A 12,796-nucleotide genomic window follows, 5' to 3' on the forward strand; every position below is an offset into this window, starting at 1 on the left:
AGTATCCCCCGGCCGGGCGGTCCCGGGCCGGGGGCTCACCTCACAGCGCGGCGAGCAGCACCGCGGGCTGCTCCACGCAGTCCGCCACCAGCCGCAGGAAGCCGCCCGCGGTCCCGCCGTCGCACACCCGGTGATCGAAGGTGAAGGACAGCTGCACCACCTGCCGCACCGCCAGCTCCCCGTTATGGACCCACGGCTTGGCGGCGATCCGGCCGACGCCGAGCATCGCCGCCTCGGGGTGGTTGATGATCGGCGTGGAGCCGTCGACCCCGAAGACCCCGTAGTTGTTCAGCGTGAACGTCCCGCCGGTCAGCTCCGCCGGGGTCAGCGACCCGGTCCTGGCCGCCTCGGTGAGCCGGGCGATCTCCGCCGCGAGCTCCGTCGTGGTCATGCTGTGCGCGTCCCGCAGCACGGGCACCATGAGACCGCGGTCGGTCTGTGCCGCGAAACCGAGGTGCACGGCGGGCAGCCGCACGATCTCGGAACGCTCGGCGTCCACCGTCGCGTTCAGGTCCGGATAGCGCGCCAGTGCCGCCGTCACCACCCGGGCCAGCAGCGCCAGGACGGAGATCCGCCGCTCTCCCGAGGCGTTCATCGCCGCCCGGGCTTCGAGCAGTCCGGTGGCGTCCGCGTCCACCCAGCAGGTGGCGTCGGGGATCTCGCGGCGGCTGCGGGTCAGCTTCTCCGCGACGGCCCGGCGTATCCCGCGCAGCGGCACCCGCTCGGCGCCGTCCTGCACCGTCGCCGGGGCCGGGGCGGGCGCCGGGGCCGCGATCGCGCGCTCGACGTCGGATCGCAGGATCAGCCCCTCCGGCCCGCTGCCGGCCAGCCGCCGCAGATCCAGACCGTGCTCCCTTGCGATCCTGCGGACCAGCGGCGAGATGACCGCAACGGGGCCGGCCTCGCCGTCCACCGTCGTGGGGATCGCCGCCACGGGGCCGCCCGCGGGGACGAGCGGCCGCACCGCCCCGGTGGCCGCCGGCGCCTCGCTGCCGGCGGCCTGCACCGCCGCCCCGCCGGGGCGGACCGCCCGCACCCGCTGCCGGCGTCGCGCGGCGGCGGCGCCGGTGCCGTATCCGACCAGGACATTGCCTGAGCCCTGCCCGTCGCCGCCGGGGTCGGCCTCGGCGCTGCCGCCGTCCGCCGGGCCCGGCTGCCCGCCGGCGGCACCGGGGCCGTCCGCGCTGGAGCCCACCGCGACGGTGACCAGCGGACGGCCCACGGCGAGCGAGTCGCCCTCCTCGCCGAAGCGGGCGGTCACCACCCCGCCGTAGGGGCAGGGCACCTCGACGACCGCCTTGGCCGTCTCCATCTCGACCACCGGCTGGTCGACGGCGACGACCTCGCCGACCTGCACCAGCCAGCGGACGATCTCCGCCTCGGTCAGCCCTTCCCCGAGGTCGGGGAGGGTGAACTCGCGCACGACGGCCATCAGTCCTCCCACTGCAGTCGGCCGACGGCGTCGAGGATGCGGTCCACGCCCGGCAGGTGGTGCCATTCGAGCATCGGCGGCGGGTAGGGGATGTCGAAGCCCGCCACCCGCAGCACCGGCGCCTCCAGCTGGTGGAAGCAGCGTTCGGTGATGCGCGCCGCTATCTCCGCGCCCGCGCCGCCGAAGCCCGACGACTCGTGGACGACAACCGCGCGCCCGGTGCCGCGCACGGCCGCGGCGACCGTCTCCTCGTCGAAGGGCACCAGGCTGCGCAGGTCGACCACGCCCAGATCCCAGCCCTCCTCCTTGGCCGCCTCCGCCGCCTCCAGGCAGACCGGCAGCGAGGGGCCGTAGGTGATCAGCGTCGCCGTGCGCCCCGGCCGGCGCACCACGGCCCGGCCGATCGGCGGCACGGCGGACGGCTGCTGCGCCGACCAGTCGGCCTTCGACCAGTACAGCCGTTTCGGTTCGAGGAAGATCACCGGGTCGTCGGAGGCGATGGAGGCCCGCAGCAGCCCGTAGGCGTCCTGGACGGTCGCCGGGGTGACCACGTGCAGGCCGGGGGTGTGCAGGTAGTACGCCTCGGAGGAGTCGCTGTGGTGCTCGACGCCGCCGATGCCGCCGCCGTACGGGATCCGCACGGTGATGGGCAGCGGCAGCGCCCCCCTGGTGCGGTTCCGCATCCGCGCGACATGGCTGACCAGCTGCTCGAAGGCCGGGTAGGCGAAGGCGTCGAACTGCATCTCCACGACCGGCCGCAGCCCGTACATCGCCATGCCTACGGCGGCGCCGAGGATGCCCGCCTCGGCCAGCGGGGTGTCGGTGCAGCGGTCCTCGCCGAAGTCCCTGGTGAGCCCGTCGGTGATCCGGAAGACCCCCCCGAGGGTGCCGACGTCCTCGCCCATCACGTGCACCGCGGGGTCGGCGGTGAGGGCGTCGCGCAGCGCCTGGTTGAGCGCCTGCGCCATGGTCGCGGGTTTGCGTGCGGGTGCGGGGGCGCGGTCCGCAGCGGTGGTGGCGGTGGTCATGACTGCCGCTCCGCTTCCAGTTCGGCCCGCAGCTGCGCCGCCTGCTGGCGCAACTGCGGTGTGGGCTCGGCGTAGACGTGGGCGAACAGCTCCATCGGGTCGAGCCGCGGCTCCTCGTTCATCCGCTCGCGCAGGTCGGCGGCCATCGCCTCGGCCTCGTCGGCCGCGCGCCGGCGGCCGGCGTCGTCGAGCAGTCCGCGGGCTGTCAGCTCTCTTTCCAGCAGCTCGACGGGGTCGTGCGCGCGCCAGGCGGCGACCTCGGCCTCCTCGCGGTAGCGGGTGGCGTCGTCGGCGTTGGTGTGCGCGTCGATCCGGTAGGTGACGGCCTCGACCAGGGTGGGGCCGCCGCCGCCGCGTGCCCGCTCCAGGGCCTCGGTGAGCACCTGGTGGACGGCCGCCACGTCGTTGCCGTCGACCAGACGTCCGGGCATCCCGTAACCGACCGCCTTGTGCGCGAGGGTGGGGGCGGCGGTCTGCTTGGAAAGGGGCACGGAGATGGCGAAGCCGTTGTTCTGCACCAGGAAGACCACCGGGGCCTGCCAGACCGCCGCGAAGTTCAGCGCCTCGTGGAAGTCGCCCTCGCTGGTCCCGCCGTCGCCGACCATGGCCAGCGCGGCCACGTCGTCACCGCTGAGCCGCGCCGCGTGCGCGAGGCCGACCGCGTGCGGCAGTTGGGTGGCCAGCGGGGTGCTCAGCGGTGCCACCCGCTGCTCGCGGACGTCGTAACCGGTGTGCCAGTCGCCGCGCAGCAGCGTCAGCGCCTCGACGGGGTCGACCCCGCGGGCGACGACGGCGAGGGTGTCGCGGTAGCTGGGGAAGAGCCAGTCGCGCGGGCGCAGCGCGAGGGCGGCGGCGACCTCGCATGCCTCCTGGCCGGTGCTCGACGGGTAGACCGCCAGCCGGCCCTGCTTGGTCAGTGCGGTCGCCTGCCGGTTGTAGCGGCGGCCGCGGACGAGCTGCCCGTACAGCCTGCTGAGCAGCGCGGGGTCCAGCTCGGCGGCCGCGGGGGTACCGAGCAGCCGGTACGGCTCCGGGTCGGGCAGCAGCGGCGCGGCGTCGGCGCGAGGACGCCAGGCAGGGGTGTCCAGCACGGTCATCGCGAGCACCTCCTCGTGGTCGGTGACCTGAGAAATCGGTAGTGCGAGCGGGTTCCGCTCTCCCTACCGATTGTTCGGTCGCCGGAGGCATTTTGGCTACGGGGTGGTTTCGCCTGTGGACAAACGGTTCTGCACAGCCTGAGATGGAGCCAGTACGTCCATGGTAGGGAGCTTGCGGGGGATGGCGAGAGAACAGATGGCCGACGAGGAGCCCACGGTCCGACCTCTGGACCCGATAGACCGCACGATCCTGCGGCTGCTGCAGGAGGACGGCCGGGCCTCGATACGCTCGGTGGCCGAGCGGGTGCACGTGTCCAGGGCGAACGCCTACGCGCGGATCAACCGGCTGATCGAGGACGGAGTGATCCGGGGTTTCACCGCCCGGGTGGACCACGAGCGCGCCGGGCACGGCGCCTCGGCGTACATCACCCTCAAGATCGTCCAGAACTCCTGGCGGACCGTGCGGGAGAAGCTGGTCACCCTCCCGGGCGTCGTCCACATCGCACTGGTGAGCGGTGATTTCGACGTCCTGCTCCTGGTGCACACCGTCGACAACCGCAGCCTGCGCGAACTGGTCCTCACCCGGCTGCAGTCCATCGAGGAGGTGCTGAGCAGCCGGACCCTGCTGGTCTTCGAGGAGACCGACCCGGTGATCACGGACTGACTCCGGGGGCCCGGTCCTCCGAGCCGCCGGAGGTCACCCCGAGCCCCCTGGCCTGTTCGGGTGAACGGCCGCCCGGGACCCCACCACCGCGGGCGCGGCCTACGCGCGCAGGCCGTCGAAGGCCAGCCGCACCACCGCGTCGGCGACCTGCTCGCGGTCGAGCGCCCCTTTCACGGCGGGGCGGTACCACTCGACTATCGAGTTGATCATCCCGAAGAGCAGCCGGGTGGCGAGCCGCACCTCGACGTCCACCCGCAGGTCGCCCTCCGCCACCGCCGCCTTCAGCAGCTCGGCGACGCGCTGGTCGAACTCCCGCCTGCGCTCCATCGCCCACCGCTCGGTCGTGGTGTTCCCCCGGACCCGCAGCAGCAGCGTGACGTAGGGGAGCTCGTCCATGAGGACGACCGCGGTGCGCCGGATCACGTACTCGAGCCGCCGTACGGCGGGCCCGTCCCCGGCCGCCGGCTGGTCGAGGATGCCGAAGAGACCGTCCAGAGCCCGGCCGACCGCCCGGTTGAGCAGTTCCTCCTTGCCCCGCACATGGTGGTAGATCGAGGACTTCGAGATGCCCGCTGCGCGCGAGAGGTCCTCCATCGAGGTGCCGTCGTAGCCGCGCTCGTTGAAGACCTCGACAGCCACGGCGAGCAGCGAGTCCGGCGTATAGGTGTCGCGCTTCGGCATGGTCATGAGGAGATCACACCCCCGGCCGCGTCCGCACGCCGCCTCAGTTCCCGGCAGGGGGCGTAGCGCCCGGTGGGGGAGTCGCGGTGCAGCGCCTCCAGCAGGTCCCGCACATAGGCCGCGGAGATCAGCTCGCACCATTCCAGCGGGCCGAGCGGATAGCTGACGCCCAGGCGCATCGCGGTGTCGACGTCCCCGGCCGAGGCGACCTGCCGGGCGACCGCGTTGGTGGCGAGATCGGCCAGCATCGCGACCGTCCGCGCCACGATCAGGCCGGGCACGTCCGCGATGACGCTGACCTCCTTGCCCAGCGCCTGGAACAGCCCCACCGCCCGGTCCACGTCGCCGGCCTCCACCCCGTCGCCGGGCGCGACGGCGATCCTGGTGGCGGTGCGGTAGTCCAGGGCCAGGTCGAAGCGGATCCCGGGGGCGGGCATGGGGTGGCCGTCGGCCAGCCGCAGCGGCACACCGCCGGGCAGCACGATCACGCCCGGGCCCGCCGCCGGCTCCTCGCGGACCTCGATCCCGGACTCCCTGGCCAGCCCGGCCAGCGCCCGTGCGGGACCGAGATCGCCGCGCACCACGAGGGACGCCGGCGCGGCGGCAGGACCGGCGGTCTGCGGCCGGACTTCCGGCCCGGGTCCGCCGCCGGTCCCTCCCCCGCCGCCCGCACCGCCGGTCTGCCGCGGGTGGGGATACCAGCCGCGGCCGGTCTTGCGGCCGAGCCGCCCGGACTCGACCAGGCGGCGCTGGGCCAGCGACGGGGTGAACTTCGGGTCGTGGAAGAAGGCCTCCCAGACCGACCGGGTGACGGCCTCGTTGACGTCCTGGCCGATCAGGTCCATCAGCTCGAAGGGACCCATCGCGAAGCCGCCGCATTCGCGCAGCACCGCGTCGATGGTCGCGGGGTCGGCGGCCCGCTCCTCGTAGACCCGCAGGGCTTCGGCGTAGAAGGGGCGGGCGACGCGGTTCACCACGAAGCCGGGGGTGTCGGCGCAGCGCACCGGCGTCTTGCCCCAGGCGGTGGCGGTGTCGCAGGCGGTGGTGACGGCGGCGGGGTCGGTGGCCGCCCCGGCGACCACCTCGACGAGGGGCAGCAGCGGGGCGGGGTTGAAGAAGTGCAGCCCGACCATCCGTCCCGGCAGCCGCAGCGCGCCGGCGACCGCGGTCACCGGCAGCGAGGAGGTGTTGGTCGCCAGCAGGCAGTCGTCGCCGACGACCGCCTCCAGTTCGGCGAAGAGCGCCTGCTTGACGGACAGGTCCTCGACCACCGCCTCCACCAACAGCCTGGCGCCCGCCAGGTCGGCGCTGCTCTCCGCGGGGACGAGCCGGGCCAGCGCCTCCTTGACGTCCTCGGCGCCGAGCCTGCCCTTGGCGACCAGCCGGTCGAGCCGGGCCGCCACCCCGTCGGCGGCCACCTGCGCACGGGCGGGGACGGCGTCGTACAGCAGGACCCGGTGGCCGGCGAGCAGCGCAACCTGCGCGATTCCCTGGCCCATGGTCCCGACGCCGACGACGGCCACGGTGCTGTTGCGGTCAAGTGCGCTCACGCTGTCCACGACTCCTCGCCGGCGCCGGCCGGTTCCTGCCGGGCCTGGAACGGCTCCGGCGAAGTTATCCACAGGCCGGGTTTTCCGCCCTTGTCCCGACCGAACATTCGGTTAATCTAGCGGTGTTCCCTTCACCCAGCCCAGCTCGACGAGGAGTTGGTCCCATTGTCCGCCGATCTCTCCACCCAGTCCCTGGCCGACCGCCATCGCGACACCCTCGACAAGGCGCTGGAGACCATAAGGACCCGCGCCTACTGGTCGCCCTACCCCGAGCAGCCGAAGGCCTATCCGGATGCCGAGGAGGGCAGGACCGCCTTCGAGGCGCTGCTCGGGCACCGCTTCGCCTTCGCGTCCGCGCAGCCGGGGACGGACGAGTGGACCGGCGGCGAGCAGTCGCCGTACGGCATCGAGCTGGGCGTGCAGTATCCGCACCCCGATCCCGACGTACTGCTGCCCGCGATGCGTGCGGCGATGCCCGAATGGCGGGACGCCGGACCCGAGGCCCGGGCGATGGTGTGCCTGGAGATCCTGGCCCGGATCAACGCGCGGACGCACGAGTTCGCGCACGCGGTGATGCACACCTCGGGCCAGGCCTTCACGATGGCCTTCCAGGCGGGCGGCCCGCACGCGCAGGACCGCGGCCTGGAAGCGGTGGCGTATGCGTATGCCGAGCAGCGGCGCACCCCCGCCGCCGCCGAGTGGGTGAAGCCGCAGGGCAAGCGGGACCCGCTCAGCCTGCGCAAGTCCTTCACCGCGGTGCCGCGCGGCATCGGCCTGGTGATCGGCTGCAACACCTTCCCGACGTGGAACGGCTACCCGGGCCTGTTCGCCTCCCTGGCGACGGGCAACGCGGTGCTGGTCAAGCCGCACCCACGGGCCGTGCTGCCGCTGGCGATGACCGTCGAGGTGGCCCGGCAGGTGCTGGCCGAGGCGGGCTTCTCCCCCGACCTGGTGTGCCTCGCCGTCGACCGGCCGGGCGAGGGACTGGCCAGGACGCTGGCGCTGCGGCCCGAGGTCCGCATCATCGACTACACCGGATCCACCGCCTTCGGCGACTGGCTGGAGACCAACGCCCGCCAGGCGCAGGTCTTCACCGAGAAGGCCGGGGTCAACACCGTGGTGGTCGACTCCACCGACGACTACCGCGGCATGCTCGGCAATCTGGCCTTCTCCCTGTCGCTGTACAGCGGCCAGATGTGCACCACCCCGCAGAATCTGCTGATCCCGCGGACCGGCATCGGCACCGAGTCGGGACCGCGGACGTACGACGAGGTGGTCGCCGACCTCGCGGCCGCGGTGGAGAAGCTGCTCGGCGACGACGCCCGGGCCAACGCGCTGCTGGGCGCGCTGGTCAATCCGGACGTCAGGGCGCGGCTGGAGGCCGCCCCCGGCATGGGTGAGGTCGCGCTGGCCTCCCGTGCGGTGGCCCACCCCGACTTCCCCGACGCGGTCGTCCGCACCCCGGTCCTGGTCAGGCTGGACACCGCCAAGCCGGACTCGGAGGCGGCGTTCATGGCCGAGTGCTTCGGGCCGGTCGCCTTCGCGGTGGCCGTGGACTCCGCCGACGCGGCGGTCGAGCTGCTGCGCCGCACGATCCGCGACCACGGCGCCATGACGGTGGGCGCCTACACGACCTCGCCCGAGGTGGAGCGGCAGCTGGAGCAGGTCTGCCAGGAGGAGTGCGCCCAGCTCTCGCTCAACCTGACCGGCGGGGTGTACGTCAACCAGACCGCCGCCTTCTCCGACTTCCACGGCTCCGGCGGCAACCCCGCCGCCAACGCGGCGCTGTGCGACGCGGCCTTCGTCGCAAGCCGGTTCCGGACGGTGGAGGTGCGCAGGCAGGCCTGACCGGGCCGGCCCCGCCGCCGAAGTGCTGTCAGGGCCGCCCGGGGACCAGCGGCGAGCGCGAGGTCGCCGACCAGTGAAACAGCGTCATACCGACGCTGGTGGCCAGGTTGTAGCTCGACACCTGCGGCCGCATCGGCAGCGACACCAGAGCGGTGGCCCGGGCGCGCAGCTCGTCGGACACACCGTGCCGCTCCGAGCCGAAGACGATCAGCGCGTCGTCGGGCAGCTCGGCGGCACGGATGTCCTCGCCCTCGGGGTCGAGGACGTGCAGCGGTCCGGGCGGCAGCCCGTCCGGGGTCGTACGCCGCACCGCCGTCGCGTAGTGCAGCCCGGCGCCGGCCCGTACGGCGTTGGTGTGCCAGGGGTCCAGGTCGCCGGTGGTGACGACGCCGGTGACGCCGAATCCGGCGGCGAGCCTGATCACGGCGCCGACGTTGCCGAGGTTGCGGGGGCGGTCGAGCACCACGACGGGGGCCTGCCGGGGCAGCGCGCTCAGCGTGGCGGTACGCCCGTCGCTGCCCGGCCGGGCAGCGAGCGCGGCCACCCCGGTGGGATGGACGCGGGTCACCAGCTCGCGGAGCGCGGCGGCCGGGAGCTCGGTGACGCGTTCGGCGAGCTCCGCGGTCAGGTCGGGCGCGAGATCGGCGGCCAGCCGCATCACGGCGGCCTTGTCGCTGCTGACCGCGACATGGACGTCGGCGCCGAAGCGCAGCGCGTGCTTGAGGGCGTGGAAGCCGTCGAGCAGGACGGTGTCCGCGTCGGCAGCCCGCTCATGCCACCACGTCATCGCGGACCGCACCCCGGGCAGCCGGAGTGCGGCCTGCTCTTCGCTCATGGCGCCAGCCTACGGCGACGGCCGCCGCCGGCCGCCCCGGTCCGGGCGGCGCTCCCGGCGTCGGTCAGCTGACGGCCTCGGTGGGTGGCGGTCCGGCCGCGGGCTGCGCCGCGTCGCCGTCTCCCGGCCGCTGCCCGGGGACCACCGCGGGTTTCGGCGCCGCCGGCGGACGGCGCAGCGGCCGCGCGAGCTGCTCGCCGAGCCAGCGCAGGAAGCCGGTGGGCAGGAAGACGGCGTCGGCGGCGATCATCGCCAGCGAGAAGAAGGGCAGGCCCAGCACGACGGCGATGGAGGCGTGCTCCAGCATCATTGCCGCCAGCAGCACGTTCTTGACCCGTCGGTTGAAGAGGGTGAAGGGGAAGGCGACCTGCACGATGACTGTGCCGTAGGTGATCAGCATGACCATCAGCGAATTGCCCGCCAGGGCGTGCGACAGGCCCGGCCACGGGGTGAAGTCGTCCAGGTGCAGCGGATAGTAGAGCGCGGTGCCGTCCTCCCAGCGGCTGCCCTGGATCTTGTACCAGCCGGCCGTGGAGTAGATCAGGCAGACCTCCACCACGATCACCAGCATGGCGCCGTTGTGGATGACGTTGGCCATGATGTCGAGCACCGTGCGCGGCTCGCCGGGCGCGTAACGGCGTACCGCCCACCACAGCGCCTGGAGCAGCAGCCCTGCCCACAGGGCCACCTCCCACTCGGTGCTGAGCTTGCCCATCGCGGTGGCCACCGCCAGCGCGGCGCCCAGCACCGTCCACAGGGCGATCCCCACCGGGTCGATCCCCGCGACCTGCGACCGGCCGAGGGCGGCCTGCCCGTCGCCGCCCTGCGCCTGCCGCTCGGGCGCCGTCCCGGCCCCCTCCCGCGCCTCGTCCTTTGCCGCACCCTTCGGCTCGGCCTTCGCCGCGGCCCGCAGCGCGATCCTGCGGTCGAGGGACCAGACCTGCCCGCAGCGGGTGAAGACCAGGTAGATGGCCATCAGATGGACGACGTTGTCGCCGCCGTCGCCCATGAAGACGCTGCGGTTCTGCAGCGACAGCACGCCGAGCATGAAGACCACCGACGCGCTCCTGGTCCGCCAGCCGACCAGCAGCATGGCGCTGCTGAGGACCGCCACCGCGTAGACCAGCTCGAACCAGCCGCGGCTGTCACTCCACAGCAGCGTGGTGAAGGCGTGGTTCCCGGCGACCAGCCGCTTGGCCAGGTCGAAGCTCCACGGGCTGTCGGGGCCGTAGAGCTCGGAGCGGTGCGGAAACTCCCGCAGCAGGAAGAGCAGCCAGGTCAACGCGAAGCCGATCCGTACGACCGCGGCCTGGTAGGGGGCCAGCGCGCCGCCGGTGACCCGGGCCAGTCCGCGGGCGATGCCCCGGTCGATCGCACGGCCCATCCCGGCGAAGGGCGAGGGCGCGGCGGCGGAGGCGGCGTCCTGGGCGTGGCTGCCGCCGGCCGGGGCGGTGGTGGCGGCGGCGGCGGACGGGTCCCCGGCGTGCGCGGCCGGGGTGCGGTGGTCGCTCACGAGGACTTCTCCTGCCCTGCCGGCGTGGTGGTGACGGTCCACCAGGGCAGCTCGCGATATTGGGTGGTGGCGTCGACCGACTCGCCGCTCCAGGTCGGCCGGGCGACCGCGGTGGTGGCGCCCCTGGCCTGGATGCGGACGACCGTGCCGCCGTTCAGCGTGTGGCCGAGGCGGCCGGCCAGGATGTTCTCCAGGTAGCTGCTGCTCAGGTCGCTGCCGCTGCCGGCGGTCGGCTGGTTCTGGTCGTTGTGCGTGTCGGTGTAGTAACCCCAGGCGCGGCGCAGCTCGTTCTGCTCGGTGTGGCTGGGCAGCGGGTTGTGCCGCATGTCGGCCACGTCGATCCCCGTCATGTCCACCCAGCCGGTGGTCTGTGTGCTGCCGTCCGGCTTGCGGACCTCCGCGCGGGCCTGCACGTGGTTGTTCTGCTGCACGGGGTCGGGCGCGAAGAGCTTCCAGTTCTGCTCGAACTCGGGATAGACGTAGTCGCTGACCGCCGTGGCGTGCTGCTTGCTCAGCGTGTTGGACGGTGCGACGTGCAGGAAGATCATGCCGAGGTGGAGGAGCGCTCCCACGGCGACCACGCCCACCGTCACGGCCACGGCTATCCGGGCGGGCAGCGACAATGCCGCCACCTGGGGCGGTGGCCCCTGCTCTGACTCCATCGTCTCTCCGCTCTCCGCCGGGCAGGTCTGCGGGGCAGCACGCTACCCACCGCCGGGTCCAGGCGGTGACCTTATCCAGTTACCCACAGGTGACGGAATGGCTCGGCGCACCCACAATGCGCCACCGGCCGTGCGGGGGAGCGGCAGGACCGGTGGGCGGCGGGCGGAGATCGGCGAGCAGGTGTCAGAGGACGTGGCCGTCGGCGCCGTCGCCGGTGACGACCGGGCGTCCGGCGGACTCCCAGTCGAGCATGCCGCCGCTGACGTTGACCGCGTCCCTGCCCTGCCCGATCAGATACTGCGTGACCTGCGCGGACCGGCCGCCGACCCGGCAGACGACGTGGAGGGTGGCGTCCTGCGGCAGCTCGTCGATGCGGGAGACGACCTCGCCCATCGGGATGTGCAGCGCGCCTTCCGCGTGACCCGCCGCCCACTCGTCGTCCTCGCGGACGTCGAGCAGGAACGCGTCGGCCGGTACGGCGGTGGCGTCCACCGAGGGCAGCTGGGAACGGAACATCGGGTGCGGCCTCCAAGGACACGGGGGAATGCGGTCCGCGCACCGGCGGTACCGCCCACGTGCGAGGACGTGCGCCGCGTGAGCGGCTCGTGCGGCGGCTTTCCGGTGCGCCCCGGCAAAACTACCTCAGCCGCCCGTACGGTCCCTGACCAGTTCGGCGAGCCTTGCCTCGCGCTGGGCGACCTGGGTGAGCAGCTGCTCGGCGATCTCGTTGAGCAGCGCGTCCGGGTCGTCGGGGGCGAGCCGCATCATCTGCCCGATCGCGCTCTCGTCCAGCTCGGCGGCGATGGCCGAGAGGTTCTCCTTGCGCTCGGCCAGCCACTCCAGCCGGGCGTACAGCACCTCGGCCTCGCTGGGCAGGTCGGCCAGCGGCACCGGTCCCGCGTCCCACTCGGCGGACAGGGTGCGCAGGGCCTCCTCGTCGGCGTAGGCGTAGGCCTCGTTGACCCGGGCGATGAAGGCGCTGCGCCGCTCCTTCTCCTCCTCGTCCTGGGCGAGGTCGGGGTGCGCCTTGCGGGCCAGCTCGCGGTAGAGGCGCTGGGCCTCCTTGCCGGGCCGGACCCGGCGCGGCGGGTTGGGGTCCTCCACCGGGCGTACGCCGTCGGAGCCCAGCAGGCCGCCGAACAGCTCCTCCACTCCGGGCATGGGCATCACCAGGGCGCGGGCCTCCCAGGCGCGCTCGATGTCCGCCCGCTCGCCGCTGTGCGCCGCGACGGCCTCCGCCACCAGCGCGTCCAGCTCGTCCAGCCGCGCGTACATCGGGCCGAGCCGCTGGTGGTGCAGCCGGGAGAAGTTCTCCACCTCGACCCGGAAGGTCTCCACGGCGATCTCGAACTCGATCAGCGCCTGCTCGGCCGCCCGCACCGCCGTCGCCAGCCGTTCCTGCGAACCGGCCGCGGGCGCCGCGGCAGCGGCGGACTCGGCGGCGGACTCGGTTCCGAAGGTGTTCGTCACCCGGACAGCCTAGGG

General features: G+C 73.4%; 12 protein-coding genes. 2 read left to right on the plus strand and 10 right to left on the minus strand.

The annotated features are described in order from the left end of the window. Nucleotides 1–40 precede the first annotated feature (40 nt). From OG702_RS17745 to pdhA, 3 genes are read right to left on the minus strand one after another with little or no spacing between them, the layout of a single operon-like run. Entirely contained in the window at nt 41–1,432 is a 1,392-nt protein-coding gene (locus OG702_RS17745) for a dihydrolipoamide acetyltransferase family protein (protein WP_327289866.1), read from the minus strand. Continuing rightward, nucleotides 1,432–2,460, minus strand: a complete 1,029-nt coding sequence (locus tag OG702_RS17750) for an alpha-ketoacid dehydrogenase subunit beta (RefSeq protein WP_327289867.1) — start codon at nt 2,458–2,460, stop codon at nt 1,432–1,434. Before OG702_RS17750 ends, OG702_RS17745 begins: the two co-directional genes overlap by 1 nt. Next, a complete protein-coding gene (gene pdhA / locus OG702_RS17755) occupies nt 2,457–3,557 on the minus strand; it encodes a pyruvate dehydrogenase (acetyl-transferring) E1 component subunit alpha (protein ID WP_327289868.1) in 1,101 nt (366 codons plus the stop codon). The genes OG702_RS17750 and pdhA overlap by 4 nt, the downstream gene beginning before the upstream one ends. A gap of 181 nt (nt 3,558–3,738) precedes the next feature. On the opposite strand from pdhA, the gene OG702_RS17760 reads away from it, so the two are divergent. Then, nucleotides 3,739–4,221: an Lrp/AsnC family transcriptional regulator gene (locus OG702_RS17760; protein ID WP_327289869.1), complete on the plus strand. Its 483-nt coding sequence runs from the start codon at nt 3,739–3,741 to the stop codon at nt 4,219–4,221. A gap of 99 nt (nt 4,222–4,320) precedes the next feature. Here the strand turns inward: OG702_RS17760 and OG702_RS17765 are convergent, their stop codons facing one another. Both OG702_RS17765 and OG702_RS17770 read right to left on the minus strand, forming a co-directional pair. Beyond that, nucleotides 4,321–4,908 carry a TetR/AcrR family transcriptional regulator gene (locus tag OG702_RS17765; RefSeq protein ID WP_327289871.1) on the minus strand — a complete coding sequence of 196 codons (588 nt, stop codon included), beginning with the start codon at nt 4,906–4,908 and terminating at the stop codon, nt 4,321–4,323. Further along, nucleotides 4,905–6,452 carry a 3-hydroxyacyl-CoA dehydrogenase gene (locus OG702_RS17770; protein WP_327289872.1) on the minus strand — a complete coding sequence of 516 codons (1,548 nt, stop codon included), beginning with the start codon at nt 6,450–6,452 and terminating at the stop codon, nt 4,905–4,907. The genes OG702_RS17765 and OG702_RS17770 overlap by 4 nt, the downstream gene beginning before the upstream one ends. A 165-nt stretch (nt 6,453–6,617) precedes the next feature. Between OG702_RS17770 and paaN the strand changes: the two genes are divergently transcribed. Next, entirely contained in the window at nt 6,618–8,300 is a 1,683-nt protein-coding gene (paaN, locus tag OG702_RS17775; RefSeq protein WP_327289873.1) for a phenylacetic acid degradation protein PaaN, read from the plus strand. Between the two features lie 28 nt (nt 8,301–8,328). Here paaN and OG702_RS17780 read toward each other — a convergent pair whose 3' ends face one another. From OG702_RS17780 to OG702_RS17800, 5 genes are all read right to left on the minus strand, one after another. Beyond that, nucleotides 8,329–9,135, minus strand: coding sequence for a TrmH family RNA methyltransferase (locus tag OG702_RS17780; protein ID WP_442814457.1), 807 nt, complete (start codon nt 9,133–9,135; stop codon nt 8,329–8,331). A gap of 64 nt (nt 9,136–9,199) precedes the next feature. Next, entirely contained in the window at nt 9,200–10,519 is a 1,320-nt protein-coding gene (locus OG702_RS17785) for an HTTM domain-containing protein (RefSeq protein WP_327293270.1), read from the minus strand. Nucleotides 10,520–10,644: 125 nt separating this feature from the next. Continuing rightward, complete coding sequence (locus OG702_RS17790; protein ID WP_327289874.1) at nt 10,645–11,310, minus strand: DUF5819 family protein; 666 nt, start codon at nt 11,308–11,310, stop codon at nt 10,645–10,647. Nucleotides 11,311–11,494: 184 nt separating this feature from the next. After that, the gene (locus OG702_RS17795) at nt 11,495–11,827 is read right to left on the minus strand and encodes a rhodanese-like domain-containing protein (protein ID WP_327289875.1); all 333 of its coding nucleotides are present in this window, start codon (nt 11,825–11,827) and stop codon (nt 11,495–11,497) included. 126 nt (nt 11,828–11,953) lie between these two features. Then, entirely contained in the window at nt 11,954–12,781 is an 828-nt protein-coding gene (locus OG702_RS17800) for a hypothetical protein (RefSeq protein ID WP_327289876.1), read from the minus strand. Nucleotides 12,782–12,796 lie beyond the last annotated feature (15 nt).

The sequence above is a fragment of the Streptomyces sp. NBC_01198 genome (genome assembly GCF_036010485.1).
Taxonomy (GTDB): Bacteria; Actinomycetota; Actinomycetes; order Streptomycetales; family Streptomycetaceae; genus Actinacidiphila.

What these genes read in the sequence shown, in the direction of transcription:
- OG702_RS17765 (WP_327289871.1), bottom strand. Translation starts at nt 4,908, where the DNA reads ATGACCATGCCGAAGCGCGACACCTATACGCCGGACTCGCTGCTCGCC.
- pdhA (WP_327289868.1), bottom strand. Translation starts at nt 3,557, where the DNA reads ATGACCGTGCTGGACACCCCTGCCTGGCGTCCTCGCGCCGACGCCGCG.
- OG702_RS17760 (WP_327289869.1), top strand. Translation starts at nt 3,739, where the DNA reads ATGGCGAGAGAACAGATGGCCGACGAGGAGCCCACGGTCCGACCTCTG.
- OG702_RS17795 (WP_327289875.1), bottom strand. Translation starts at nt 11,827, where the DNA reads ATGTTCCGTTCCCAGCTGCCCTCGGTGGACGCCACCGCCGTACCGGCC.
- OG702_RS17780 (WP_442814457.1), bottom strand. Translation starts at nt 9,135, where the DNA reads ATGAGCGAAGAGCAGGCCGCACTCCGGCTGCCCGGGGTGCGGTCCGCG.
- OG702_RS17745 (WP_327289866.1), bottom strand. Translation starts at nt 1,432, where the DNA reads ATGGCCGTCGTGCGCGAGTTCACCCTCCCCGACCTCGGGGAAGGGCTG.
- OG702_RS17790 (WP_327289874.1), bottom strand. Translation starts at nt 11,310, where the DNA reads ATGGAGTCAGAGCAGGGGCCACCGCCCCAGGTGGCGGCATTGTCGCTG.
- OG702_RS17785 (WP_327293270.1), bottom strand. Translation starts at nt 10,519, where the DNA reads ATGGGCCGTGCGATCGACCGGGGCATCGCCCGCGGACTGGCCCGGGTC.
- OG702_RS17750 (WP_327289867.1), bottom strand. Translation starts at nt 2,460, where the DNA reads ATGACCACCGCCACCACCGCTGCGGACCGCGCCCCCGCACCCGCACGC.